The 25723-nt window shown below is 45.7% G+C and carries 25 protein-coding genes; 10 read left to right on the top strand and 15 right to left on the bottom strand.

Going from position 1 to position 25723, the window contains the following annotated elements; all coding sequences use genetic code 11:
* Positions 1-15 precede the first annotated feature (15 nt).
* The 5 genes from R2Q26_RS05430 to R2Q26_RS05410 all read right to left on the bottom strand — a co-directional run bounded on the left by R2Q26_RS05430 (position 16) and on the right by R2Q26_RS05410 (position 3039).
* Positions 16-714: a 4'-phosphopantetheinyl transferase family protein gene (locus R2Q26_RS05430; RefSeq protein ID WP_317535341.1), complete on the bottom strand. Its 699-nt coding sequence runs from the start codon at positions 712-714 to the stop codon at positions 16-18.
* Complete coding sequence (locus R2Q26_RS05425; protein WP_317535340.1) at positions 683-1429, bottom strand: thioesterase II family protein; 747 nt, start codon at positions 1427-1429, stop codon at positions 683-685. The genes R2Q26_RS05430 and R2Q26_RS05425 overlap by 32 nt, the downstream gene beginning before the upstream one ends.
* Positions 1430-1441: 12 nt before the next feature.
* The gene (locus R2Q26_RS05420) at positions 1442-1657 is read right to left on the bottom strand and encodes an MbtH family protein (protein ID WP_317535339.1); all 216 of its coding nucleotides are present in this window, start codon (positions 1655-1657) and stop codon (positions 1442-1444) included.
* Positions 1658-1888: 231 nt separating this feature from the next.
* The gene (locus R2Q26_RS05415) at positions 1889-2398 is read right to left on the bottom strand and encodes an RNA polymerase factor sigma-70 (protein ID WP_317535338.1); all 510 of its coding nucleotides are present in this window, start codon (positions 2396-2398) and stop codon (positions 1889-1891) included.
* Positions 2399-2742: 344 nt separating this feature from the next.
* The gene (locus R2Q26_RS05410) at positions 2743-3039 is read right to left on the bottom strand and encodes a DUF2325 domain-containing protein (protein ID WP_317535337.1); all 297 of its coding nucleotides are present in this window, start codon (positions 3037-3039) and stop codon (positions 2743-2745) included.
* A 384-nt stretch (positions 3040-3423) separates the two neighbouring features.
* On the opposite strand from R2Q26_RS05410, the gene tnpA reads away from it, so the two are divergent.
* Together tnpA and R2Q26_RS05400 are read left to right on the top strand one after the other, a co-directional pair.
* Positions 3424-3855: an IS200/IS605 family transposase gene (gene tnpA / locus R2Q26_RS05405; RefSeq protein ID WP_317535336.1), complete on the top strand. Its 432-nt coding sequence runs from the start codon at positions 3424-3426 to the stop codon at positions 3853-3855.
* Between the two features lie 408 nt (positions 3856-4263).
* The gene (locus R2Q26_RS05400) at positions 4264-5889 is read left to right on the top strand and encodes a formate--tetrahydrofolate ligase (RefSeq protein ID WP_317535335.1); all 1626 of its coding nucleotides are present in this window, start codon (positions 4264-4266) and stop codon (positions 5887-5889) included.
* Positions 5890-6613: 724 nt separating this feature from the next.
* Here R2Q26_RS05400 and R2Q26_RS05395 read toward each other — a convergent pair.
* Positions 6614-7789 carry a hypothetical protein gene (locus R2Q26_RS05395; protein WP_317535334.1) on the bottom strand — a complete coding sequence of 392 codons (1176 nt, stop codon included), beginning with the start codon at positions 7787-7789 and terminating at the stop codon, positions 6614-6616.
* A gap of 99 nt (positions 7790-7888) precedes the next feature.
* Positions 7889-8137, bottom strand: a complete 249-nt coding sequence (locus R2Q26_RS05390; protein WP_317535333.1) for an SEC-C metal-binding domain-containing protein — start codon at positions 8135-8137, stop codon at positions 7889-7891.
* Positions 8138-8834: 697 nt separating this feature from the next.
* Here R2Q26_RS05390 and R2Q26_RS05385 point away from each other — a divergent pair.
* Complete coding sequence (locus R2Q26_RS05385) at positions 8835-9872, top strand: IS110 family transposase (RefSeq protein ID WP_317535332.1); 1038 nt, start codon at positions 8835-8837, stop codon at positions 9870-9872.
* A gap of 795 nt (positions 9873-10667) precedes the next feature.
* On the opposite strand, the gene R2Q26_RS05380 is transcribed toward R2Q26_RS05385, so the two are convergent.
* From R2Q26_RS05380 to R2Q26_RS05370, 3 genes are all read right to left on the bottom strand, one after another.
* Positions 10668-10790 (bottom strand): hypothetical protein, encoded by a 123-nt coding sequence (locus tag R2Q26_RS05380; RefSeq protein WP_317535331.1) that lies wholly within the window; start codon positions 10788-10790, stop codon positions 10668-10670.
* 99 nt (positions 10791-10889) lie between these two features.
* A complete protein-coding gene (locus tag R2Q26_RS05375) occupies positions 10890-11126 on the bottom strand; it encodes a hypothetical protein (RefSeq protein WP_317535330.1) in 237 nt (78 codons plus the stop codon).
* Between the two features lie 6 nt (positions 11127-11132).
* Complete coding sequence (locus tag R2Q26_RS05370; RefSeq protein ID WP_317535329.1) at positions 11133-11336, bottom strand: hypothetical protein; 204 nt, start codon at positions 11334-11336, stop codon at positions 11133-11135.
* Positions 11337-11987: 651 nt separating this feature from the next.
* Between R2Q26_RS05370 and R2Q26_RS05365 the strand changes: the two genes are divergently transcribed.
* Positions 11988-12170: a hypothetical protein gene (locus R2Q26_RS05365; protein WP_317535328.1), complete on the top strand. Its 183-nt coding sequence runs from the start codon at positions 11988-11990 to the stop codon at positions 12168-12170.
* 191 nt (positions 12171-12361) lie between these two features.
* Here R2Q26_RS05365 and R2Q26_RS05360 read toward each other — a convergent pair whose 3' ends face one another.
* Positions 12362-13285: a hypothetical protein gene (locus R2Q26_RS05360; protein ID WP_317535327.1), complete on the bottom strand. Its 924-nt coding sequence runs from the start codon at positions 13283-13285 to the stop codon at positions 12362-12364.
* Positions 13286-13662: 377 nt separating this feature from the next.
* Here R2Q26_RS05360 and R2Q26_RS05355 point away from each other — a divergent pair, with 377 nt between their 5' ends.
* From R2Q26_RS05355 to R2Q26_RS05340, 4 genes are all read left to right on the top strand, one after another.
* Entirely contained in the window at positions 13663-14622 is a 960-nt protein-coding gene (locus tag R2Q26_RS05355) for a 2-hydroxyacid dehydrogenase (RefSeq protein WP_317535326.1), read from the top strand.
* Between the two features lie 79 nt (positions 14623-14701).
* Positions 14702-15871, top strand: coding sequence for a DUF819 family protein (locus tag R2Q26_RS05350; protein ID WP_317535325.1), 1170 nt, complete (start codon positions 14702-14704; stop codon positions 15869-15871).
* 125 nt (positions 15872-15996) lie between these two features.
* Entirely contained in the window at positions 15997-16620 is a 624-nt protein-coding gene (locus R2Q26_RS05345; RefSeq protein ID WP_317535324.1) for a SagB/ThcOx family dehydrogenase, read from the top strand.
* 63 nt (positions 16621-16683) lie between these two features.
* Complete coding sequence (locus R2Q26_RS05340; RefSeq protein ID WP_317535323.1) at positions 16684-17415, top strand: hypothetical protein; 732 nt, start codon at positions 16684-16686, stop codon at positions 17413-17415.
* Between the two features lie 69 nt (positions 17416-17484).
* On the opposite strand, the gene R2Q26_RS05335 is transcribed toward R2Q26_RS05340, so the two are convergent.
* Both R2Q26_RS05335 and R2Q26_RS05330 read right to left on the bottom strand, forming a co-directional pair.
* On the bottom strand, positions 17485-18003 hold the full coding sequence (locus R2Q26_RS05335; RefSeq protein WP_317535322.1) for an endonuclease V: 519 nt from the start codon (positions 18001-18003) through the stop codon (positions 17485-17487).
* 69 nt (positions 18004-18072) lie between these two features.
* Positions 18073-20790: a cation-transporting P-type ATPase gene (locus R2Q26_RS05330; protein WP_411182320.1), complete on the bottom strand. Its 2718-nt coding sequence runs from the start codon at positions 20788-20790 to the stop codon at positions 18073-18075.
* A 180-nt stretch (positions 20791-20970) separates the two neighbouring features.
* On the opposite strand from R2Q26_RS05330, the gene R2Q26_RS05325 reads away from it, so the two are divergent.
* Positions 20971-21495 (top strand): protein tyrosine phosphatase family protein, encoded by a 525-nt coding sequence (locus R2Q26_RS05325; protein WP_317535320.1) that lies wholly within the window; start codon positions 20971-20973, stop codon positions 21493-21495.
* A gap of 427 nt (positions 21496-21922) precedes the next feature.
* Here R2Q26_RS05325 and R2Q26_RS05320 read toward each other — a convergent pair whose 3' ends face one another.
* Entirely contained in the window at positions 21923-24196 is a 2274-nt protein-coding gene (locus R2Q26_RS05320; RefSeq protein WP_317535319.1) for a calcium-binding protein, read from the bottom strand.
* Between the two features lie 26 nt (positions 24197-24222).
* Entirely contained in the window at positions 24223-25065 is an 843-nt protein-coding gene (locus R2Q26_RS05315) for a GNAT family protein (RefSeq protein WP_317535318.1), read from the bottom strand.
* 351 nt (positions 25066-25416) lie between these two features.
* On the opposite strand from R2Q26_RS05315, the gene R2Q26_RS05310 reads away from it, so the two are divergent.
* On the top strand, positions 25417-25701 hold the full coding sequence (locus R2Q26_RS05310) for a hypothetical protein (RefSeq protein ID WP_317535317.1): 285 nt from the start codon (positions 25417-25419) through the stop codon (positions 25699-25701).
* Positions 25702-25723 lie beyond the last annotated feature (22 nt).

Below are 25723 nucleotides of genomic sequence, written 5' to 3'. Positions count from 1 at the left end.
TGCTTCTGGGATTAATTAGGATAGAAAAGGCTGACGCTTTGCTAGCGATTGACTTTGATGTGTCAGCGCTAATGCTGCCGCGTAGTGAATGGGTGCACTAATCGACCAGGCGTTGACTTTCGCCCATTCGGTTTGATCGTGGATAATGCAATAGCTGCCATCATGATTTGGCAGAACGGTTATAGCTGGCAGATATTCGGCGATACCAAATCCCAGTGCTTTCAATACTGATTCTTTCACTACCCACAGCTCGATGAAATTCTTGCTTGACCAGATCTTCCACGCCCGCTCTACCGGAGAAAGCACATGCGCCTCCAGATTAGCAACATCCCGATGGCACTGCTCAATGTCGACGCCCACTTCTCCCTGAGTAGATAACGCAATCAAAGCAAAATTACCGGCGTGGGAAACGCTGAACGCGATACCAGAATGCGCATGCAAGTGCGGCTTACCAAAGCTGTTCGTTACAATGCGTAATGCCTGAGGTGACACCATCACACATTCCGCTAGCAAACGGCGGAGCGCCGCCCGTGTCGCAATAAAGCGCACTCGGTCCCGCAGTTGATGAAAGCGAAGTGCGCGCGCTTTTTCTTCTGCGCTCAGCAATGTCCAGTCATCAGCAAGCTGATTCGAATCGAAATCGAACTCGAGCAACCAAACTTCGATGCCAACAGGTAGCGTTTCAGGCAGTTGCAGGCGATTCAGGTACTTCATAAGGGACTCCAATTAGACTTTCCGTCAGACGCTTTACCAGAGTGTGCAGAAATACTTCTTCAGATTGACGAAGAAAGAAATGACCACCCTCAAACCAATCCAAGGTAAATGCTTGAGTACCTGCCAGCTGCCAATCATTCAGCTTTGCCGCTTCAATCTCATCCGCACGCCCGCCAAAAACATGGATGGGAATGGGCAGAGGCGGTAACTCCACATGCTGGAAGCTCCCACATAGTCGGTAATCTATCGCTAATAAATCCAGTGTCATCGCCAATAGTTCCGAGTGATCGAACACTTTTTCCGGTGTACCAGCCTGCTTCCTTAGCTCCGCGATCAATGCTGCCTCACCCTGTATTTTGCTATAGCGTTCGCTATCCTGACGATTGGGTGCTGCACAGCCTGAAACGACCAATGCAGTGGGAAGCGGTAATTTCCGAGCAGACAAGTGATGGGTAATTCCATAAGCCAACAAGGCACCCATGCTGTGCCCAAAAAAGGCGTATTGTTCAGGCAATATGGATACAAGCTCATCGCCTAAGCTTTCAATCAGTGCTAGATAGCTTTCCTGAGGGAGCTCATCTGTTCGGCTACCACGCCCTGGCAACTCGATAGGCTGCACCGTTATCCAGGAAGGTAGTAACCGTCGCCAGCGGAGGTACATGGTGCCACTCGCGCCTGCACACGGCAAACAGAGCAGGGTTAATGGTTTGAGCATAAATATGTTGCCCTAAACCTGGTTATCCATGAAACGCCGCAAGCTGAGTGGACGCATATCAGTCCAGACTTTCTCAATATGATCGAGACAGGTCTTTTTGTCGCCTAGTACACCTGTATCCCGCCAGCCACCGGGAATCACTTTCCATTCCGGCCAAATAGAGTATTGTTCTTCATGATTAACTAAAACGCGAAAAACACCATCTTCGCGATCAAAGCAACTCGTCATAGCACATCCCTCAGATTTACAAATGAATAGGATTTTTAATTCTTCTTAATAAGAACGCTTCTTATTCATACTAGACGAACCGGCTTATTGAGAATACAAAAAATGTCAAAAAGAAGCCGACAAAGTCAGGTTTGATTTAGAAATGGAATTAAATGATCACCACAAGTAACTGTGCTCTGTTTATGATTAGGAAATAGCCAGAGAATCTCTTGAATCTACTGGCTATTTAGATTAAAGAGCATTCCTGCAGTGATTTGTTGCTTCATGAATGAGAATGTTTGCCAAAGAAGGAGAAATACCCAATTCATCTGCAATCATCCGGTGTGTATATCCATGTATCCGGTAAAGCTCAAAAACCCGTTTTGTGCGATCAGGCAGCTTGGCTAATGCTTCTGCAACTAACTCAAGGTGCTGACGATTGATTGCATGAGTCTCCGGTGTTCCTGCCAGAGTTGGAACTTGCAATCCCTCTTCGTCTACTCCAAAAAGCTCTGACTCGAATACAACACGCCTATAGTGATCGATAGCCAAATTGCGTACGATCTGAAATAAATAAGCCAATGGCTGCCTAACTTTCTGTGCAGCCTCCATCTCTGTGATCTTGATATAAGCGTCTTGCACCACATCATCTGATCGTTCCCAGTCACCTAAAATTTTATAAGCTACCCGGAGTAATTGGGTACGATTCGCGATAAACGTTGTATCTAATTCCTGAGTCCATTCTTCTACTGATAACATCATAAGTTTTTATATTTTTATTGTAACAATATGAATAAAAATGATTCTGATAATCATTCATCATTTTTAATAAAAATGATTCTGATAATCATTCGGTATTTATTCCAAAGCATCGCCGTTTCTAGCAACGCCTCCTTATTTAACAGAATATTCTCTCGATTAAGATATTGATTATTTAAAATTAATACCTGATTAGGTATATGTAAGCCGTTGTTACCGTCCTTTTTCTACATATACATTTTTGCTTCTTTAATCTCTTATATGACTATTGTTCCACAATGAAACATCAGTTAACGTGCAATGAAATTAAATTGGCTAGATGGATAAAATTTAATTCAATTTAATAGTCATTTCTCGATGCTTTCCTCCGGCAATTCAAAAGTACTAGCATTCAAACTCACTTGGCATAATGATAAGTGGGTAAGTGCAGACGCAAAGCTAGCAATGCCTTTTCCCTTGAATAGCAAACAAGGCTTACCATGACGTTTGCAAAGACGTTTTAACTGATAATAAGCGGCATGGCTGACGCAATCTGTAGGGCAGATAGCTGCATCAGCACTGTTGATCATTTCTGGCAAACGAGAAAGCGCATGTTGCCAGAAATGAACTTGAAATTTGTGAGAAGTGGCACCCTCTGCTCTCAACCAGCCCTAATTTTTTATACACAAAGCCATCTCCTAGTTATTGAAGTAATGGCTGGCTGACAAGCATCATGCGCTTTGTGGCTGGCTAAATGTAATTTCGTTTTAATGAAGAATCAATAAGATGGTGGCAGTAATGATATATGAATGCTCGCACCACTTTGATTTTCAGATCACAATTGACATTGACATCAAATTCAAATGACTCTTTATGATATGTAAATAATAATTATTATTATTTGCAATGTAAATAATATCTATCGCTTATTTTCCTAAAAATAAATAAACGAGGTAATCCCCCGGCTTTGCCGGGGGACTATTAAAGGTTTGACCGTGTGATACGGTCACCTTGATTCTTTTAGCTTGATCAAGAGCTAGGAGAATCAAATGAGAGATTATCAGAGTTTGGCCCATACAACATGGGACTGTAAGTACCACGTTGTATTTATTCCGAAGAGAAGGAAAAAGGTGATATTTGGAGTAATACGAAAGCACCTTGGGAAGGTATTGCACGAGTTAGCAGAGCAGAAAGAGTGCCAGATAGTGGAAGGACATTTGATGCCTGATCATGTACACATGTGCATTAGTATTCCGCCGAAGTACTCAGTGTCTTATGTAGTAGGGTATATCAAGGGGAAAAGTGCAATATTGATAGCACGAAAGTTTATGGGGAAATCGAGGAATTTCACAGGTGAAAATTTTTGGGCGCGTGGTTATTTTGTATCGACCGTAGGGTTAGATGAAGAGATGGTTAGAGAATATATCCGACATCAAGAGAAGGAGGATGAACATTATGATCAGCTCAAGCTTGGTATGTGATGCCACCTTTAGGTGGCGCCAATTCTTGCCCCTTTGAGGGGCTAACAGAAATAAGCCTCCGGCTTTGCCGGAGGTAATTTAACTTCAGGAGCTGCACAGTGCGTACAATACACGTAACCTTTTCTGTAAAATCTTGCATAAAACAAAGTCTTGAAAAGCAACACAGCTTATACCCTCCTCTAGTAGGTTTGTGAGTAACCAGAAATCACTTTAAGCGGAAAAGCGGTGATTCCAACAAAATACTCGGGATGAGTGTTGGAATGTTAGAATTAATTCCACTCTTATGTTTTGCAGTACCCGCACCCGTGCCACCGAGACTCTATAATGTAATAAAAACCGGAAAATGTTGGACATACAATATATTAAAGCTCTCACATATACTTATTCTTCTCGCCTGAAGTTTTTATAATGCGCCCCATACTGAATATCGCCGCAGCACTTGATCTGCAACCAAATGCACTGATGTGCTATGGCGAGTATATGGCAAAGCTTCGGTTGAGCGCCTTGCCAAAGGAAGAAGCTAAGCCAAAAGGAAAAATCGTACTGGTTTCGGCGATTAATCCCACACGTAGTGGTGAAGGAAAAACCACTGTTTCTATCGGTCTAGCGCAAGGTCTTGCCCGCATTGGTCAGCGCACAGCACTTGCTTTACGCGAACCTTCGCTCGGCCCCATCTTTGGCGTCAAGGGCGGTGGTACTGGTGGCGGCTGCTGCCAGCTCGAGCCTTCAACTCGCATCAATATGCATTTCACGGGGGATCTGCACGCCATCGGTGCAGCGCACAATCTATTGGCCGCCTTGCTGGACAATGCCATTCATTTTCGCAGTGAACTAGACCTGGAACACCGTCAAGTCTTTTGGCGCCGTGTACTGGATGTGAATGACCGCGCGCTGCGTCAGACCGTGATTGGACTTGGCGGGCATCTTAATGGTGTACCGCGTGAAAGCGGCTTTGACATCACTGCAGCTTCAGAAATAATGGCAATCCTTTGTCTATCAGAGGACCTCGCTGATCTAAAAGCTCGGCTGGGGCGCATCCTAGTTGGGTTTGACCGCTCTGGTAACTCGGTAACGGCACAGAGTCTTAAGGCAACAGGCGCAATGGCGGCTCTGCTACAGGATGCGATTCTACCGAATCTGGTGCAATCCACCGAAGGCGTGCCAGCTTTTGTGCATGGAGGCCCATTTGGCAACATCGCTCATGGCTGCAATAGTGTGATCGCCACTAAGATCGCCGCTACCTGTGCAGATTTTGCTGTGACAGAAGCGGGTTTTGGCTTTGATCTAGGCGCCGAGAAATTTTTTGACATAAAATGCCGCAGCTCTGGCCTATGGCCCAGTGTGGTCGTACTGGTGGTAACTGCCAGAGCATTAAGAATCCATGGTGGCGGCGACCTCACCTCCCCTGGTCCCATCCAAGAAATCGAACGTGGTTTGGAACACCTGGAGCATCATGTTCGCAGCGTACGCGCCTTTGGTTTTGAGCCGGTCATCGCTATCAATTGCTTTGAGGGCGACACTAAACAAGAATTGACTGTTATGGAGAAAGGATGCGCCAAACTTGGGCTGACTACCGCCCTTTTTACCGGTTTTACCGATGGAGGCGCTGGAGCTGAAGCGTTAGCGCATGCGGTCACCGCTGCCGCTGCTCAGCCGGCACCGCCAGTGCGTTATCTTTATGATTTGGAGTCACCTCCTGAGGAGAAAATTGCTGCTGTCGCTCGCATTATCTACGGCGCCAGCGATCTCGAATTCAGCCGTATTGCAAAAAAAGATCTTGAACGGGTTCGCTCACTGGGTTACGAGCGGCTTCCCATCTGTATTGCCAAGACTCACCTGTCACTCAGCAGTGACCCAGCCCAAGTAGGCCGTCTCAGTGAGTTTGTACTTCCAGTTGAATCGGTACGCATTGCCGCCGGTGCTGGTTACTTACTGGTACTGACTGGCGACATCGTCACCATGCCCGGCTTACCGCATGATCCGGCTGCACACAGAATTGATCTGTCCGATGATGGGGAGATTGTGGGCATTTGACCGCCCTGTCTTGTTATGCAATCCTGAAAAATCCGTTTTCTCAGCCGAGGAGGTGCATATTGCCAAACAGTAGTTGAATTAGCCTCCATTTAATCTGACATTTATCGACTGAATTCGACTCAAACCAGACAGTGAGGTAGGGCAAAATTGGTTTTTAACGGTGATAGCGCTACGGCTCAGGCAACCGCAAAAGCCGCACACCAGTGCCGGAAACGTCCCACCGAAACTCGTGCCGCTTTTGCGGATCGCTCAGAGTCGATGGTTAGGCCATATTATTCCCGTTCCCGGTACTATGCCACGCCTCCCTGAACTCCGGTGTGTCGTAGGAAGTTGACTGAAGCCAGTAAGAGACGATCCCATTTTTCTTCCCTCGATGTGCGAGAGACCTAATTTCCTCAGGCTTCATTACATATGCGTTAGGTTCTTTGCCCACGTTGTTGATGATTAACCAGTAGTCTCCCATGATCTTATCAAGGCTATTTCCTAGCAGCACTAGATTCTGTTTGGTTAACACCTTCACTTGCACTCTAATGAACTCCGTTCCGCTCTTGTTTGTAGGCGATTATGTCGATACTTCTCGCATTGTGTGCAATCGGCATTACGTTCAAGCTCATGCGAGAAAGCCTATAGCATGCATAGTACATGCCAATATTTCCTGTGACTTGCGTTTCTGACTTCATGCGCCTCCTTCCAAGGCTTAGCGCCGCATTCAGTGGCTTGTCCACTACAATGCTTTGTTAAGTTTTTCTGATGCCCAGTTATATATTGAGTTTTTCGCAAGACCTAATAATAACTCATAATTGGGAAGGATTAATTCCTTTATATTATAGTCATCGTACTCTCTAACTTCTTGGAAAAAGCGATTTAAAGAAGGGTTAGGATTAGTGTGAGGAGGTTGTTCACCACGGTGAACAAAGCATGAACGATGCACATAAACATCTGACAAGATCAAATCGATCTCATCTTTAGTCAAGTCATTTGGATATTTCTCAAACCAATGTTTGCCAGTTATGTGCTCTAAATTGTGCAAAGGATTCACTTCTTTTATTGAATCAACCATATCTTGCATTGGATGTTCAATATACTGTTCCCATTTCTCAACGGGGGCATATTTTTCTATGAATTTTACAAATCGTTCTCGCAAATATTCATTTTTTCCTCTTGATTCAAGATAAGCATCAAGAAGTGCTTCAAACATCGGATCTTCTTCGGCTTTTTCTTTCCACAAAGCCTCTTCGGGATGCTTCTTCTTGACTTTATCTCTCTTGATTGCCTTTTGAGCGATTGACTCAATGGCCGAAACGACTAGAAAGTAAGCAAGCCCAAAATCATCTCTCTTTGTTAGCAAAGAGAGATGTATAAGTCTAAGGCTTTGCATTACAGTGCGGTACATCTCATAGTCGAGAGAACACAAAATATTAATAAGGTTTGAAATCTCCTCCCTCATCTGATCTTGTTTCGACTTGGAAAGAATTGAATTTACGGCTCCTGGATCAGCGACTAATACTGGGTGAACGATGGCAAGCTGATAAATATCGTGTTCTGATAATTCATTGTGCCTGCACAAATAATCATCCCTAGTAGACTTAGACAACTTGAGAGTTACTGATGAAACGATTGTCGATAAAGCTATCCCAAAAAGGTGTGAGTTATGAGTGCCTACCCAATCAGGATTTTTAACTTTGCTAATGAATGCTGAGTAAGCTCCAGGTAAGGTAACTCTGATCGAAGAAGATATCTTACATAGTTCCAAATCCCACTCTTCACTCAATTGAAATGGCGTCAACAAAAAGGAATAACTTTCGCCTGTATCGTAAGGGCGATAATCATCTCGCTCCCTGCGAAAAGAATCGATACATTCATCAAACAATACATGATCAGCAGTTACGGCTCGGGACACTCGTCACTCCAAAAACTTAGCGTAGAAATGATCGGCGAACAGCAGTAGGCGGGCGAACACCCGCCGATAGGACGTCCGCGTCGATTGCCATGTTAGAGCTCATTTGCCCAGGATCTTGCCGTGGCATCGCTTGTACTTGTTACCGCTGCCGCACGCACACAGGTCGTTGGCGCGCTTCCCCTGCAAGAGCATGTGTCCTATGAGGGATTGCAGTTCCATCAAGGGTTCGATCTCGTGAGCAGGCATAGAGATGTAGCCCGGGCGATCTTCCCTTCCGCTGCGAATTCGGACCCGCACCATTTCTTCTGCCACCGCGATGAAGTCATGGACAAGCAGATCGTCCCGCACCGCGACTCTCACATTATCGATGGGCGTCCCGTTGTACGTCCGCCTTGGGTCCGGCACAAAGAGTATTCGTTCATCCCCATCGTGTTTCGGAGTGATCTCGTGCAACGTACCGTCAGGGGCCCGCCAAACCGCGTGAAACTCCGCTTCAACGAGGACGTGTGGCCACTCCCAAAGTTGCCACCCATAGACGATGCTGCCGCCCTCGCTCTGAGCCTTCGCAGCAACGTTAGCGAAACACTCACCGGGAATAGCACCTGGCGCCGCTACTACGTCGAGGTAAACGAGCTGTTGCCCAGCCCCGACACGTGCAGCCAACCGCCCGATGTGCTTGTCGATTTGAGGAGGCGTGCGAGTGTGCATGGCCGGAGATGAGCTCTAACATGTAATTATATAATTTAAATGAACGAATTAACCGACTAACAGTACTGTAATGAATATAAAAATATGCTGCGATTTCAAACATTGTGTAATGTCCCGTTTTGTATATCGCATTCATTGCCTCTCCTCTATCAGTAATGCCGGCAATAATTTCGTCCATTGGTTTCTTGAGCGATTTATTTCTTTGATCGCTTGGTAATATGAATACTATCACTTTGTTTCAAACTAATATAATGGAATGGACGCCCACTACCCTAAACGGCATCAAAGTGCCAAAGTAATGGTGTAATAACCACTAAACCAGATAGGAGCGTCCGACATGAAGATTACAACAATAGGAATTGATTTAGCAAAAGAAGTATTTCAGATTCACGGTGTAGATATGCATGGTAAGACTGTGTTGCGCAAGCAATTGCGCCGCAGCGAGATGGCGAAGTATTTCGCCAATCTAGAGCCCTGCTTGATAGGCATGGAAGCCTGTGGTAGTTCACACCATTGGGCAAGGAAGCTGGGTGAATTTGGGCACACCGTCAAGCTCATGTCTCCTCAGTTTGTCAAACCTTATGTCAAAACTAACAAGCATGATATGGCGGATGCGGAAGCGATCTGCGAAGCGGTGAGTCGACCCAATATGCGTTTTGTACCGATCAAGACTGTTGAGCAACAAGCCATGCTATCAGTGCATCGTACCAGACAGGGTTTTGTCAAGGCCAGAACCGCCCAGGCAAATCAGATACGCGGCCTCCTCTCTGAGTTTGGTATCGTCATCCCTCAGGGCATCCAATCGATTGGCAAATGTATGCCTGACATTCTGGAAGATGGCGAAAATGGTTTGCCAGGAACAATGCGCCGATTGCTGGAAAGACTGAATGACCACCTTAAGGAACTGGATCGTCAAGTGGACGAATTAGAGTTACAAATCAAGCTCTGGCACAAGGAGAGTGAGGCCAGCCAAAGATTGGAAGCCATTCCTGGTGTTGGCCCGATTACAGCGAGCGCCATTGTGGCAACAGTAGGAAACGCGACGGAATTTAAGGACAGCAGACAATTAGCGGCATGGCTAGGGTTGGTGCCCAAGCAGCATGCAAGCGGAGGCAAGCAGTTATTGCTCGGTATCAGCAAACGTGGCGATACTTATCTTCGTACCCTGCTGATCCACGGAGCAAGAGCAGTCATCCGCATTGCCGAGAAAAAGGCCGAGCCCGGAAGCTGGCTGTGCAAGCTGATAGCGCGACGCAATAAAAACGTTGCTGCTGTTGCCCTGGCAAACAAGAATGCTCGCATCATCTGGGTATTGCTTACCAAAAAAGCTACATTTCATTCTGATCACACTATAGTAGCAACTGCAGCTCGCTGATCGCGACGGTTGAATAGGGGCGTATTGGTAATGCTGCATTAAAAATGAGCTTAAGGAGAAAGATAACTACCGATTGCACAGGCAATCATGACATGATGGCGAGACTGGTTAGACCGTGAGTGGCTAAACCTGAACAAAAAACAGTGCATCGAGCACGCTAATATGATAAGGCGCTACTCAGCGAATTCCATCAGGGGCAGAGGTAATATACCTCATACAAAGTCCGGATGTATGGCTGCAATCTTTATCTACTCAAAATCATTAGTTGAAGGCTTGGCAAAAAGTGGGCGTCCATGTATGTTTTTGTACCTCACTAATACAGCCATTCTTCTCTATATTCATTTATGATACGTAGCCATAAATGAATATAGAGAAGAATGGTTTTATGGCGCGTCCGATCAGGCTGGAATTCTCGAATGGTTTATTCCATATTATGTCAAGGGGGACGGTGGAGAAACTATTTTTGATGAAGATGGGGATAGACAGCAGTTTCTTGATTTATTAGCAGAGCTAATAACACGCTATGAAACAATATACTATGCCTAGTGCCTTATGGATGATCACTATCATTTTTTGCTAGAAACACCAAAGGTAAATCTATCTCAAATATAATGTTTATTACAGTACTGTTAGTCGGTTAATTTGTTCATTTTGCAAGATGCAATGACTGACACCTTTCTCTAGAAGCCATAACCACAAGAATCGGAAAGGAAATGTCGACCACGCCAATGATCGTTCTCTTCGATTCCCTCAGCTATACCAGCATAGCCGAGAGATTACCTCATTTAACTAAATTTATTCGATAACTGGAGTCGACAGCCCCAAAAGCAATATCACCGAATGGATAATACTATTGATCGGTACAGTCAAAATTATCAAGCCAACTAGAACAATGATCTTTTTGATAATATTCAACATTTTTATCTCCTTTTATAAGAAAAAATATGTTGCCCAAATTTTGGGAATACCAAATGCTGCCCCTCTGTCGGGTTGATCTATCAAAGAACTATCACATGGTTAGATCTGGGGAGCACGAGCCAGGCCTATACCGATGTCAAAAGGATCCAACCCGGTCTGCAAACCCTGAAGGGTCGCGCTACCGACAAGCCGACTTGTCAATGATTCTGACGGAGTAATAACTCGGTAAGTTCGGTTTTTTATACTCCCAACCAACTTGGGCAGTAAAATTAACTCTGATTCGGGTCTGATATCCTTGTGGCGTTTCTGTCTTGAAGCTAACTCGATAGTAATCATCTTTATTTAGCCTATCCCATTTCGACCAGTATGGGAAAATATTGCGTCGATAATCTGACCATTCTCACTAACAGATATCCATTTATTAATCCGATCAGCAGTAATCGGCAAATCCAGCACCATTTGAAAACTCGAAAGCGCACTATCGACTAAGGCAGAGTCAAGTTCGTATTGTTCAGATACATTCTGTGCTTGGATTTTAATTATCATGAGATATCCCGTCTTTAGAATAGTTATGTATAAACTTTAACCTTTTTTATGAAGCAAAAATTTAGAGGTTAAAACTGTCGTAGATTGATAATTAATATTATTTTCTGTTCAGTTTTGCGGGACCACTTCATTACTCTTAAGTTGAAGCAATATGTCAAATCAATCTAGTTTTATTGCATAATTAATTCTAAAAACTACCAAATAAACAAACAATAATGCAATTGACTACAATTTCAGGAACGACGAGAAAATACGATTAGGGACAGTTCTGACTATATACTAGGCTCAGGACTCAGAAGCTGTCTTGAAAAACATATACATTTAGCCACAGTCAGCCTTAGCATTGCGATACGCACCATGTTTTCAGAGCTGCGAATTCGAATCTCATAATCCTTGGATAATCGCCTGAAATTCCCCAGCCAGGCAAGGTTCGCTCCACAATCCAACAAATGGGTAAAACCGTAAATAATCCTGGAGAATATATGCAGATATTTACAAAGAACATCAGGATTAGAGTTGGTGTTAACACTCCTTCAAAGAATCTAAATTTTGATCTACCTACTCTTTGTGAAAAAGGTGTCAGTCATTGTATAGTGCATGAAGTGCATTTATGATATGTAGCCCTAAATGGATATAGGGAGGAATGGTTTTATGGCACGTCCAATCAGACTGGAATTCTCGAATGGTTTGTACCATGTCATGTCAAGGGATAACGGTGGAGAAGCTATTTTTGATGAAGATGAGGATAAACAACAGTTTCTTGATTTATTAGCAGATCTGATAACATGCTATGAAACAATATGTACTATGCTATGCCTACTGCCTTATGAATAATCACTATCATCTTTTGCTAGAAATATCAAAGGCAAATCTATCTCAAATATAATGTTTATTACATTACTGTTAGTCGGTTAATTCGTTCATTTTGCAAGATGCAATGACTGACACCTTTTTAATGTTGGAGAGGACCGGCGGACAGTAGGTGGGCGAAGCCCGCCGATAGGACGTCCGTGTTGATCGTCATGTTAGGCCTCTGCCTCACCGGACCCGGCAGGATGGTCCGTCCACTCGCATACGCCGCAGCTCGTGTAGTAGTCACCATCGGGTGGGATCCCTATATCGAAGTGGCTTCGAATGTCCCGAGACTTGCAGACGGGACACTCTCCGACCTTGTCCGCTCGCCCACCCTCGAGAATCTGGATGTAGTGGCCAATTACGGTCTGGCATGAATGTATCGCGATTGACGAAGCAGTCCACGTAGCGCTACGGGTATGCGTGAGCCAGTTTGCCAGCTGCCAGGCTTCCTTTGCCGTATTCTTCAGGTGCTGCCGCAGTTCCTTTCTGCTTCCACCACGACAGAGCTCGTTCATCAGCACATCACTCCACCCGACGAAGTTCGCTTCCTGCGGCTTCTCAATGCCCTCACTAATCGGTACCCGCCGACGCAGGGCGGAAATGAGGGAAATCAAGCTCTCGCGAAGCAGCATACCGACCGCCTGGTAGTCTTCGACTTCGACGGCAGCGTCGTGGCGCGCCTGGGCTTGGTCGGCTCTTCGGATAACCTCATCGAAGGGCGACGGATCTTGAGGGGCAATTCGCCCGGACCTACTGCGCAACCGCGTCATCAGACCAATATGAAACGAGAGGGTGTAGTCTAGGCTAGGAAAATACTTCTGCGAGTAGAGATTGGTGAGGTTCGTGATCACCCACCACCTGTCCTTATGGGTCGTCACGTCCCAAATGTCATATACCTCCCCGAGCACGATCTCCCGTTTCACGCGCTCCACGTGGTGGACGATCTCGTCGCGAGCTTGACCTTCTACGTAGTTCGCGATGTCGCGCTCGGAGTGTGGGTCGCGATCTACGCTGTATCGCGCCAACTCGCTCGACGGCACCGGGTGGTCGTGGACCACGCATTCTGATTCGGGCTTTTCGGCATCAGTGCTCATTGCTGAGGCCTGACAAGTAATTATATGGTTTTAGTATATCTTCCATGCTATTGAAATTAACAGCAACAAAATTGTTATGTTTGTCAGATTAGCTAATCTATATATCATCCTAAATGAGCGTTATGCAGTTCTGCAGATCATGAAAGTATTGGCTATTTGATATTATTTAGCTAGATTATCGGAGATTTATAGAGAGAAATTGACTGGATGATTTTGGCCGAAAGCAACCATTTCAATGATGCTAATTTAGTGAGGATCAAAGTAAATTATTCCGTATACTTATTTCCTAATCTCTCAAGGTATTTGACAACACACCAGGCTTTCAATATATCCCAATCACAGTATGAATTACTCCTACCTTCAACAAAGGCAATTGTATGCGCGCAGTTTTTCTTGATTTTGGTTCTGTCACACGTGGCGATATGGACTGCACGGCGCTAGAACGAGCTATCTCGCCTTGGCGCTATTATGAAGATACCGCCGCTGATCAAGTCACAGAAAGAATCAGAGATGCAGAGGTGGTTGTCATCAATAAAGCGCTGCTTGATCGGGCGACATTATCTTCGGCTAACCGCCTGAAATTAGTCTGCATTGCCGCAACTGGTTATAACAATATCGATCTCACAGCAGCGGCTGATTACAATATCCCAGTCTGTAATGTGCGGAGCTATGCTACACCTTCTGTTGTGCAGCATGTTTTCATGCTAATACTCAATCTTTCGCGTCGTTTTGTGGAATATCAGCAACTGGTAAAGGATGGTGGCTGGCAAAGAAGCACTCATTTTTGCCCTCTTGATTTCGGTATAGAAGAGCTATTAGGCAAATCGCTCGGGATAATCGGCTATGGTGCGTTGGGTCAAGCAGTGGCAGAAATAGCCAAGGCATTTGGGATGCGATCGTTGGTCGCTGAGCATAAGGGACAGCCTCCCCGCCCTGGGCGGATAGCATTTGATGAAGTCATTAGCCAGGCAGATTTTATTACCTTGCACTGCCCGCTTTCAGACGAAACCCGTAACTTGATCAGTCGAAGAGAATTCGAGCTGATGAAACCTTCGGCCTATCTCGTTAATACTGCGCGCGGTGGCTTAGTAAACGAAGCTGACCTGCTAGAGAGCCTGTCTTCTGGTCGCATTGCCGGTGCAGCCACTGATGTTTTGCAAAAGGAACCACCTGTTGAGGGCAATTTATTATTGGAATACCCACAGCCAAATTTGATTATCACACCGCATATTGCCTGGGCCAGCAGAGAATCCAGACAGCGTTTACTCAATCAGGTTGCGGATAATATTCAGAATTTTTTCCAGAACAAACCGTTTAATCAGATTAAATCAGATTAAGAATGCATTAATCTCACGCAATATGCATGATTAAATGGGGTATTTCTAAGTATAAAGTCAACAATATCCTGATGGGAGTATGCTTATTTCTTTGATTTCTGCTGATAATCATTTCGCGATCATGGCTGCGCTTTTTGCAATTGCTACTCTCGCCATACTCACAGAAAGAACCCGCATCGGTGCACAACTAACCAGCGCCAATATCGCAATACTTGCTGCCATTATCGCAGCGAATGTCAATATCATTCCGCATGCAGCCCCCGTTTATGATTTTGTATTCGAATATTTTGTTCCTGTGCTGCTCCCGCTCTTTTTGTTCAAGGCTGACATCAGGCGGCTCTTCTTTGAAACCACGCGCATGACTATGGCGTTTTTACTTGCATGCATAGGAACCATCATCGGTGCGATCGTAGCCGTGCTGTTGCTTGATCTGTCCTCACTGGGCACAGGAGCGGCAATCGATGCTTCTTTGCGTGAACCCGCAATCGCCGGACTGTTTACCTCCACCTACATCGGTGGTGCAGTAAATTATGCAGCCCTGGGAGAAATCACCAGGCTGCGTGAGGATGCTTCGTTTTTTTCGGCGGCCACGGCTACGGACAATTTGTTCAGCGCGTTGTACCTGGCCATGTTAGCAGTACTGCCAAGCTGGAGCTGGCTTGTACGACGCTACCTCCCCTGCAATCACGATTTAGCCACTCATAATCCGGAGCTGGGGCACCCTACTCCATTGACTTTAGCAATGTCACTAACGCTTGCGCTGCTGACTGTGGCAACTGGAGATGCACTGGCCGCCTGGTTAAATACTCCAGACTGGCGCTACGCAATGATCACGCTGCTGGCTGTCATTATTGCCACCTTGTTTCCTAAGCAGATGGCACGACTGCATGGCGATTTTGAACTGGGCATACTCTTGTCGTTGATATTCTTCGCAGCCATCGCTGCAGGAGCCAACGTATTGGCCATGATCCAAATTGCACCGCTGTTGATTTTGGTGGTAGTTATTTTGTTGACCGTGCACGCGTTGATTACTTTTGGCTTCGGCAAATTGCTTGGATTTTCACTGCCAGAGCTGATCACGGCATCAAATGCGACGGTGCTCGGTGCAACCACTGCACCTGCCCTGGCCGCCGCCAAAGGGTGGCGTGATCTGATCACACCCGGCGTGCTGATAGGTGTTTTTGGTTATGCGCTAGGAACCTTTGCCGGTACTGCGATGTATCAGTTCTGGTCCTGGGTTACAAGTTGATTCGTACTTTCCGAGCAGAAAATGGCAATTCAAACCGATTAAGCAAAGTAGAAACAGGAATTAATAGGATACTCCTCCGATCATATTTACTGTTACTGTTAATTTGTTTTATAACCGGAGGCGTTATGGCACAACAAGGAGCGCAACAAAGTGAAACCATTGCCTTACCACAACCTGCTTTAACTGGCTCTACTTCTCTTGAACAGTTATTAGCAAATCGTCGTTCCATCTGTGAATATCCGACTACTACACTGCAGTTAACCGAAATCGGACAATTATTATGGGCGGCACAAGGTATTACTCACCCGCAAGGTTATCGTACTGCGCCATCGGCCGGTACCTTGTATCCCCTGCAGTTGTATCTGGTTGTTGGAACGGTGCAGGATCTCACTCCCGGTGTGTATGGTTATCATCCTGATCGGCATCATTTGGTATTGATACAAGGGGGCGATCGGCGCAATTTATTAGCGAGCGCTGCTTTCGGTCAGGACTGGCTGGCCAATGCGGCCGCCATCGTAGTATTTGCCGCAGATTATAATCGTACTACTCGAAAGTATGGGGAGAGCGGGAAACGTTATGTGCATATGGAAGCTGGACACGCGGCGCAGAACCTGTTCTTACAGGCAGGCGCGCTGGATTTGATCACAGTGATAGTTGGTGACTTTGATGATGAGGAGATTGCTAATGTATTGGGCTTACCAGTGCAGGAACAGTCGCTTATCCTGATGCCGATTGGCAGGAAACAGTAATTTTACTGATACCTGTCGTTGTTGCACTCAGCTTGAGTTCATACTTAATCCAAAAATATTGCCATGACAAGTCTTTCACTTATTGAAACAGAAGCCCAGGAGCTGGTCAAGCGATTACCCGAGCCGCATTGTCTTGCCCTGCAGGTTGCGCTAGTTGAGCTTTGTGAAGCCCATTGGCACACCCTGCGTGGACCACAACCGACCACACGACTGGCGCAAACATTGTGGTTAACCACCCCACCACTAGCAGATTTGCTTATCGATCTATATGCCATAAGTGATACACGTTTGAATGACGTATTGCCACGTTATGATTTGGCAAGAGGCCTCGCGCTCCTTGTGTTGGCGGAAATCCAGCGCGGCGATGAATTTGGCATACATATTGCCCATGAACCGATGAAAGCATTCGAAACAGTGTCGCCACCTGCCTCATGGCTAAATCATATTACTTCATTGCTGCACGGAACACTCGACGCACATCCATTGCATCACCATGAGCGGCATGATGCGCTATGGAAAGCACTGGCCGTGATTGCTTCACACACCAAGCGCCTTGATTTACCTGCAGTATTGCAGATAATTTATTTACTCATAGAATCTCCAGCTCAACCTGCCGTAACTACCGATGCCGCATTGGAGAAACTGCGTCACGATGTGGAAGATGCTGGCATCCGCTTTCTGAAGATAGAAAATGACTCTATTTACTTTGAGCAACACCATCATATTCACAAACCCGTACGTACCAGGCAGTTGGGCGAATTATTGCTTGAAATCAGGCAGCAGTGGTTGAGATAAAAAGGAGCATACAACCAGATTACCCAGTGAAGCCCAAGCTCTGCGTTTAATAAGTAATCAGAGAGTATTTTATTGAGGCAGATGCGCTGATCCGTTTAAACGGCTTAATTGATCAACTTTTTTTAGCATAGTTGGCATTCTATATATGCCATACATGGAAAGAATGTGCAATTTTGCGGTAGAGAGTGCTTCACCAGCACTTGTAATATAGAGTGGTTGCTTGCTAGACCCTCTATATATCGCATATGCTTTGCTAATGCCAGCAAATGGTTTCTTTGCCACGCCAATAACTTTTACATTGCCATGCAATGCATCATACAAATGCTTACCCAACCCCGGTTTGGAACAACCATCTAAATAAACATAGCCATCAATCACGATACACTCGGGTTTCAAATCATATTCGTGCAATAGTTTGAGAATACCAGGGAGCTCCCGTTTATAAAACTGCCCAGGAACATAATCACCAACCTGCTTGATCTTAGTGACGTAAATATTGTCTGGATCAACATCAACCCAGCTTTTAAAGGCAACTCCTGCAACTAGGCCATTATGATTGTCGTAATGGATGTCTATAGCTAATATCAAAGTTGTCTATTGTCAAACAATGAATGGACTTTCATCGCATTGCTAAGATAAAAGCTGCTGATAAGAACATTACACCCGAGCAGTTCTATAACGACTAACCAAATACTTCTCAACCTCGATTACCAGAAAAAGCAGCACACCAAATGACACCACTTTAGTCCAAGCAGCGGTATCTATCGCAGCCGTACCGAACAATTGTTGCATCAATGGGTTGTAAGTAAACAAAAGCTGAATCACTACCAGGATACCAATAGCAAGCAGCACATAAGGATTTCCCAGCAATCCTTGATAGGGTAATACTGGAGACAGCAGGTAACGGCAATTGAATAAATACCAGATCTCTCCCATCACCAAGGCATTGACTGCGATAGTTCGACATACTTCAATACTGCCACCTTGCGCTTGTTCCCATAAAAACAACCCAATCCCACCGCCAGTAAGAAACAGGGACACAAACGCAATACGCCATATCATGAACCGTGACAGGATGGGTGCGCTGGGGTCACGAGGGGGACGCTGCATGATCCCTGGCTCAGCTTTCTCAAAAGCGAGTGACAATGAGAGCGTGACTGCAGTAACCATATTGACCCATAAAATCTGCACAGGAGAAATTGGCAGTGTCATTCCAAGTAAAATAGCAATGATCAGCATGCCAGCCTGACCGCCGCTGGTCGGCATAATATAGATAATCGTTTTTCTGATGTTATCGTAAACCGTACGGCCTTCCTTCACTGCATGCGTGATCGAGGCGAAATTATCATCAGCAATCACCATTTCAGATGCTTCCTTGGCTACTTCAGTGCCTTTCTTACCCATCGCTATACCGATATCCGCTCGTTTCAAGGCAGGTGCATCATTTACCCCATCACCGGTCATGGCAACGATCTCACCGTTAGCCTGCAATGCCTTCACCAATCTGAGCTTGTGCTCTGGACTGGCGCGCGCAAAAACATCCGTTTTGCTAACCGCCTCGCGCAGTTGCGCATCATTCATCTGATCCAGCTCAACCCCACTCAGCGCCATCTGACCATCCCCAATCCCAAGCTGCATCCCAATTGCCCGTGCGGTGGCGCTATGATCACCGGTAATCATTTTCACGCGTATTCCCGCTGATCGACATTGTTGCACAGCTTCAATCGCCTCCTCCCTCGGCGGATCGATAATGCCAACTACCCCAAGCAAGGTAAAATCAGCACGAACATGATCGAAATTCAGCGTCATCTGACCCTTTTCAGTAGCCTTGCCCGCAATGGCAAGTAGCCGTAGCCCTAGTGCAGCCGCTTCCTGCATTTTCGTGTGCCAGTAGCTACTATCTAGCGGACGATCTCCATCTGTGCTCCGTTCCTTTGTGCAAACAGCTAAAACTTCTTCAGGCGCCCCTTTGAGATAAATATAGCCATGCCCCACATGATCATGATGCAAGGTGGCCATAAAGCGGTGCTCGGATTCAAAAGGAATGGCATCGGTACGCGGCAGCGATTCATGTTCGAATAATGGATCCAGCCCCGCTTTTAAGGCGAGCGTGATCAATGCACCCTCAGTTGGATCTCCTTCAATTGCCCAGTTGTTCTCGTGTTGACGTAATTGCGCATCATTACACAGCAGTCCTGCTCGAAAGAGTTCAAATATCTCTGCAAGCTCATTCATGAAAAACTCACTGTCTTGCATTCTAAATCCCCCAACAGGTGTATAACCTACTCCGCTCACTTCCAACTGATAATCAGCTGTGATAACGCGCAGCACCGTCATCTCGTTCCGCGTGAGCGTCCCTGTCTTGTCGGTGCAAATGACCGTTACTGCACCCAAAGTCTCCACTGCAGGCAAGCGGCGAATAATGGCATGCCGCCTGGCCATCATTTGTACACCTAACGCTAGAGTAATAGTCATAATGGCAGGCAGCCCTTCTGGAATGGCGGCAACAGCAATACTGACAGCTGCCAGAAACATTTCGCCTAAATGATAATTACCCCGAAGCAGACCATAGATCAGCATGCAAACGGCTAAAACGATAATCACACCACTCAGCCAGTGTCCAAATACCGTCAACTGTCTAAGCAAGGGAGTTTCTATGGTATCAACGCGCTCCAGCATGGTGCTGATTCGTCCTATTTCGGTATCATCACCTGTTGCCACTACAATCCCTGTTCCTTGACCAAAGACAACCAAAGTACTCGAATAGGCCATACACAAGCGATCACCAATTGCCACCTGCGCTGGCACTGCTTCGACTGTTTTTTCTATAGCCTCGGATTCTCCGGTTAAGGCAGCTTCTTCTATACGCAAGTTTTTGACGCTGAATAAACGCAGATCAGCAGGTACTTTATGGCCCGATTGCAACAATACAATATCACCAGGAACCAATTCTTCTGCGGGGATTTGCCTATGTTTGCCATCACGCAAAACAATAGCATCCAGTGAGAGCATACGACGAATTGCGTTTAATGCTTTTTCTGCTTTACCTTCCTGGATGAAGCCAATCAAGGCATTGATGATCACCACCCCCACAATCACGGCCGTATCGACCCAGTGATTTAACAACATGGTAATCACCGCTGAAGCCAACAGCACATAAATCAGCACATTGTGAAATTGCAGTAAGAAACGCATCCATGCGCTACGTTTTCGCGGTGGCTTCAGCCAGTTAGATCCATACTGCTTGAGCCGCTGCTCCGCTTCCGTCTGCGTAAGACCATGACGGCTGGTTTGAAGGATTGCCATTGCTTCATCGGCTGTTCGGTTATGCCACGCAGTATCCAAATTACGCTGGGAAGTTGCCAATTGTTTCACCTCCTATTTCATTTCCACATCAACAATGACGCAAGAGCGAGCCGCAGACAATATAAATAATACGGCTAAGGGAGCTGACTAAGTCAGGTTTGATTTGGAAATGGAATTACAGTTAATTTATCCTTCAAATTGTGCTACCTTAAGCCATTACTTACTTTGGAATTACTAAACGAACTCAATATGAATTCGACACATTACATCATTATATTGTTGCTTATGTCGTTCACAACCATTACCAGTGCAGCAAACCAAGTCCCATTTGGCAATCAGATTAAAGCAGTTACTAATTACAATCGTGCTACCACACAAATTGCTACTGGGGGTAAATTGAATGAGGGAGGCGTGCAGGAACTTGCCGCGCAAGGCTTCAAAACGATTATTGATTTACGTACCGAAGCTGAAGGCACACTTGAAGAAAAACAGGCTGTCGAAGCAGCTGGCATGCGTTATATCAACATCCCGGTAACCCGCGACGGTATTAACGATGAACAACTGGCCACTTTTACCAACGTAATTGAACAAGCTACCACGCCCGTGCTGCTTCACTGTGCACAAGGCAATCGCGTCGGCGCGATGTGGACAGCTTATCGCCTGAGCAAAGGAATAGCGCCATATATCGCTTTTGAGGAAGGTCGTACCGCTGGCATGCAAGCTAATTTGGAAGAAAAAATTAAAGCATCCTGTCGTGCGAAGAATCTATGCTGAAGCTCGCTTGATCAAGTAATCTTAGCAGGGTTTTCTACCTGATCATGGAATTTATTGTCAATCCGACAGGGTTATGGAAATCCTGGTCGGAAGATTTTGAATTCCATTTCTAAATCAAAGATGACACGAAGGCGAGCCGCAGACAGTATCAATAATACGGCAAGGTGAAGCCGACAAAGTTAGGTTTGATTTAGAAATGGAAGAAGACATTCACGTGACAAACGATCGGACCAATATCATACCCAAAAAATAGCCAGACTTTATTTGCAATTTATATAAACTCAGCGCTATCAACAATCCCTGATCTGATTCAGGCTAAAAGATTCTAATTTTAATTTGTGGCTGGACACTGATTTTCAGAAGTTGTTTTATATAATTACCTGGAAATCTGTTTGATCACCAATTTCCAGGCAATCAGCTCCTATGACTAAATCACCACTATGTCTGCATTAGTCATGCTCAACTCAACACCAACTGTAGCAATTTTTACTGCTGCACCAGCACCACTGCCATCAGCATCGTAGAGCAATCCACCGGTCGCATTGTTGTATATGATGAAATCATTTGCATCCAATGCGTGTGAGCCAATTCTAAACTGATTGGCAGCTAATACTCCGGTTGACGTTAATGAGGTAAAAACAGAATTTTCAAGCTGAATAGTGTCATCAACTACAGTGAAATCGGTTATCTTATCAAGATGACCCGCGGTGGTGAATTTAAAGATATCTTTACCTGATCCGCCTGTCAGAGTATTGGTGCCAGTACCGCCATTGAGCTTGTCGTTACCTCTTCCACCATTGAGCGTGTCGTTGCCTCCCCCACCATTGATCGTGTCATTACCAGCGCCTCCATTCAACTGATTAGCCGCTGAATTGCCCGTCAATACGTTAGCTAGACCATTACCCGTACCATTAATAGCCGATGTACCTGTCAGCGTGAGATTCTCAACATTGGCGGATAGAGTGTGGGTTACGCTACTGCTGACCTTGTCGGTGCCTTCACCAGAGTTTTCAGTGACAACATCACCTGCATTATCAACAGTATATCTGTCATTGCCGAGTCCGCCGCTCATCGTATCGGCTCCAGTTTTACCATTGAGTATGTCATTACCAGCGCCTCCAACCAAGTTATTGGCATTCTTATCGCCTGTCAGAGTATCGTTGAAGGTACTACCCATAACACCTTCAATTCCGTTGAACGTATCATTGCCAGCACCGCCAGAGGAAGTGCCAGTAGCAAGATTCACCGTTACAGATGACGACGCATCACCGTAATAAGCCCAATCAAAACCTTTTCCGCCTTGCAATACATCATTGCCTGTTCCGCCGAACAAATGATCATCACCGTCACCACCATCCAGGCTATTGTTATTACTATCGCCTGCCAGAGTATCGTTGAAGGCACTACCCACAACACCTTCAATTCCGCTGAGCGTATCTTTGCCAGCACCGCCAGAGGAAGTGCCAGTAGCAAGATTCACCGTTACAGATGACGACGCTTCATCGTAAAAAACCCGGTCAAAACCTGTTCCGCCGAACAAGTGATCATCGCCGTCACCACCATCCAGTAAATCATTACCAGCACTACCTGTCAGAGTATCGTTGAAGGCGCTACCCACAACACCTTCAATTCCGTTGAGTGTATCATTGCCAGCACCGCCAGAGGAAGTGCCAGTAGCAAGATTCACCGTTACAGATGACGACGCATCACGGTAATAAGCCCAGTCAAGACCTTTCCTTCCTTGCAATACATCATTGCCTGTTCCGCCGAACAAATGATCATCGCCGTCACCACCATCCAACCAATCATTACCATCCTTGCCACTCAGCAAATCATTACCAGCACTACCTGTCAGAGTATCGCTGAAGGCACTACCCATAACACCTTCAATTCCGTTGAGCGTATCATTGCCAGCACCGCCAGAGGAAGTGCCAGTAGCAAGATTCACCGTTACAGATGACGACGCATCACGGTAATAAGCCCAGTCAAGACCTTTCCCTCCTTGCAATACATCATTGCCTGTTCCGCCGAACAAGTCATCATCGCCGTCACCACCATCCAACCAATCATTACCATCCCCGCCACTCAGCAAATCATTACCAGCACTACCTGTCAGAGTATCGCTGAAGGCACTACCCATAACACCTTCAATTCCGTTGAGCGTATCATTGCCAGCACCGCCAGAGGAAGTGCCAGTAGCAAGATTCACCGTTACAGATGACGACGCATCACGGTAATAAGCCCAGTCAAGACCTTTCCCTCCTTGCAATACATCATTGCCTGTTCCGCCGAACAAGTCATCATCGCCGTCACCACCATCCAACCAATCATTACCATCCCCGCCACTCAGCAAATCATTACCAGCACTACCTGTCAGAGTATCGCTGAAGGCACTACCCATAACACCTTCAATTCCGTTGAGCGTATCATTGCCAGCACCGCCAGAAGAGGTACCAGTAGCAAGGTTTACTGTCACAGCGGAAGGTGCGTCAAAGTAATAAGCCCAGTCAAGACCTTTCCCTCCTTGCAATACATCATTGCCTGTTCCGCCGAACAAATGATCATCGCCGTCACCACCATCCAACCAATCATCACCCTTGCTGCCATCCAGTAAATCATTACCAGCGCTACCTTTTAGAGTATCATTACCATCGCCGCCAGTCAGAGTATCATTGCCATTTGTGCCAATATAAAAAACCATAAAATCTCCATTAAGTTAATGGCGTTTCAAAAATGTTTTACTGTAATATTTCGTCCGAGCAGGCGTTGCGATAAGCGTGCTATCACTCCGTTCTCACGGAAATTGTTTTCAATCATTCCATTTTCATAACAATCCAACCACATACGCGACTTTGGATCACGCAGGTGTTGCCGGCGCAATCCTTCCTGGATAAATCCAATGGACTCTGTACTTCTTTGGGAGTGAAGGTTATTAGCAATCACTATTGAGGTTAATTTATGCAAGCTGATTTGATTGAATGCAAAATCAAAAATGAGCAATGTGGCAATTACTGCGGCAGCTTGTTTACGATCTTCTTTATCTGGAATGCCAACGAGTAATTCAGCCCGTCGATGGGCAATCTGGATATCAACCAAACTTGCAAGCCCAATGGATTTCAGGTTAGTCTCTGAAGCATTTTGAGGCAGACCTTCACGCTCCTCTTTCTTGATAACCCAGTGTTTAGTCTTGAATTGAACGACCGAAAATTCACTATTCTTAAGCGCAAAAAGTATTGATTCAGCATTTTGATTTTTACGACCCATCGGTAGAAACTGGTCCATAAATTCAGCATTGGCATAACACTGCTGAAAAAATGAGAGATCACTTTCTTTGGGTATCACAAGATGGATTCTGTTTCCCGCAATAGGCAAATTCCATTGGCGATCAACAATAAATAACCTATCCAGCAAAAGAGGGTGATTCGGGAAATCCACCAAACCCCGCAAGATAAAGTCACGCGCAAGTGTATAGCTCTTTTTCCGGAATTGCTCATCCACTAGAGAAAGCCAGTAAGACAGGTTTGATTTTGCAGGCGCTTCTGCAGAATTTGGCTTATCTAGTTTTAGCATGACCAGATTCAGTTTGAGGCTTGATTTTGATAAAATGGAGAGAAATGTTTTGATCACCAATTTCTAAAAAACTAGCTTTCTCTGGTTTCAGTCATCATTCTGTCCGCATTGGTGATGCTCAAGTCAGTTCTTATTTGGTATACAGTAAAAAGATAAGCCGCTTTTCTTTTTTGTTATCATGCAATATACATAAAGCTATATTCTTAGTCAAACTTACTCCAAGCAGTGAGTTTGTATCATTAAGCTTTAACGAGATGTCATGCTTACACACACCCGTCAGGATTTGCAGAAAGTCTTTGACCGCCCGAAGCTAGCGGTATACGACTGTTTCTGGCAGATTATCTTCTGGGAATGGAACGATTATTACTGGAGGAAAAAAGCGATCGTCTATCCGACGGATGCTCGGTTGTATCACAAGGCCAGAAGTGCGCTGGTGAGACTAGCAAAGCGGATGGGGATTGCCGCTACGAGCGTTTATCCAGACGCACGCTCATGATGAATGGGCGCTATGCCCATGCTAGACAGATGCAGCGTGCCGTGCGTGAACAAAAGCGGCTCAGGACTTACCTCGTCCGGGTAATTCGCGATATCGAGCGCAAGTTATCAGAAAACATCAGCAGAATACCCCAGACTTAAGCAGTAGCTGGAAATTGCCAAA

The organism is Nitrosomonas sp. Is37 (genome assembly GCF_033063275.1).
GTDB lineage: Bacteria > Pseudomonadota > Gammaproteobacteria > Burkholderiales > Nitrosomonadaceae > Nitrosomonas.
This window is presented reverse-complemented; position numbering and strand designations above follow the sequence as displayed.

Bases quoted from the DNA above. Each gene is read 5' to 3' on its own strand.
- R2Q26_RS05425 (WP_317535340.1), bottom strand. From the start codon at position 1,429: ATGCTCAAACCATTAACCCTGCTCTGTTTGCCGTGTGCAGGCGCGAGT.
- R2Q26_RS05400 (WP_317535335.1), top strand. From the start codon at position 4,264: ATGCGCCCCATACTGAATATCGCCGCAGCACTTGATCTGCAACCAAAT.
- R2Q26_RS05380 (WP_317535331.1), bottom strand. From the start codon at position 10,790: ATGTTGAATATTATCAAAAAGATCATTGTTCTAGTTGGCTTGATAATT.
- R2Q26_RS05415 (WP_317535338.1), bottom strand. From the start codon at position 2,398: ATGATGTTATCAGTAGAAGAATGGACTCAGGAATTAGATACAACGTTT.
- R2Q26_RS05430 (WP_317535341.1), bottom strand. From the start codon at position 714: ATGAAGTACCTGAATCGCCTGCAACTGCCTGAAACGCTACCTGTTGGC.
- tnpA (WP_317535336.1), top strand. From the start codon at position 3,424: ATGAGAGATTATCAGAGTTTGGCCCATACAACATGGGACTGTAAGTAC.
- R2Q26_RS05375 (WP_317535330.1), bottom strand. From the start codon at position 11,126: ATGATTACTATCGAGTTAGCTTCAAGACAGAAACGCCACAAGGATATC.
- R2Q26_RS05365 (WP_317535328.1), top strand. From the start codon at position 11,988: ATGGCACGTCCAATCAGACTGGAATTCTCGAATGGTTTGTACCATGTC.
- R2Q26_RS05340 (WP_317535323.1), top strand. From the start codon at position 16,684: ATGACAAGTCTTTCACTTATTGAAACAGAAGCCCAGGAGCTGGTCAAG.
- R2Q26_RS05350 (WP_317535325.1), top strand. From the start codon at position 14,702: ATGCTTATTTCTTTGATTTCTGCTGATAATCATTTCGCGATCATGGCT.
- R2Q26_RS05320 (WP_317535319.1), bottom strand. From the start codon at position 24,196: ATGGTTTTTTATATTGGCACAAATGGCAATGATACTCTGACTGGCGGC.
- R2Q26_RS05355 (WP_317535326.1), top strand. From the start codon at position 13,663: ATGCGCGCAGTTTTTCTTGATTTTGGTTCTGTCACACGTGGCGATATG.
- R2Q26_RS05420 (WP_317535339.1), bottom strand. From the start codon at position 1,657: ATGACGAGTTGCTTTGATCGCGAAGATGGTGTTTTTCGCGTTTTAGTT.
- R2Q26_RS05370 (WP_317535329.1), bottom strand. From the start codon at position 11,336: ATGATAATTAAAATCCAAGCACAGAATGTATCTGAACAATACGAACTT.
- R2Q26_RS05345 (WP_317535324.1), top strand. From the start codon at position 15,997: ATGGCACAACAAGGAGCGCAACAAAGTGAAACCATTGCCTTACCACAA.
- R2Q26_RS05315 (WP_317535318.1), bottom strand. From the start codon at position 25,065: ATGCTAAAACTAGATAAGCCAAATTCTGCAGAAGCGCCTGCAAAATCA.
- R2Q26_RS05360 (WP_317535327.1), bottom strand. From the start codon at position 13,285: ATGAGCACTGATGCCGAAAAGCCCGAATCAGAATGCGTGGTCCACGAC.
- R2Q26_RS05385 (WP_317535332.1), top strand. From the start codon at position 8,835: ATGAAGATTACAACAATAGGAATTGATTTAGCAAAAGAAGTATTTCAG.
- R2Q26_RS05310 (WP_317535317.1), top strand. From the start codon at position 25,417: ATGGAACGATTATTACTGGAGGAAAAAAGCGATCGTCTATCCGACGGA.
- R2Q26_RS05325 (WP_317535320.1), top strand. From the start codon at position 20,971: ATGAATTCGACACATTACATCATTATATTGTTGCTTATGTCGTTCACA.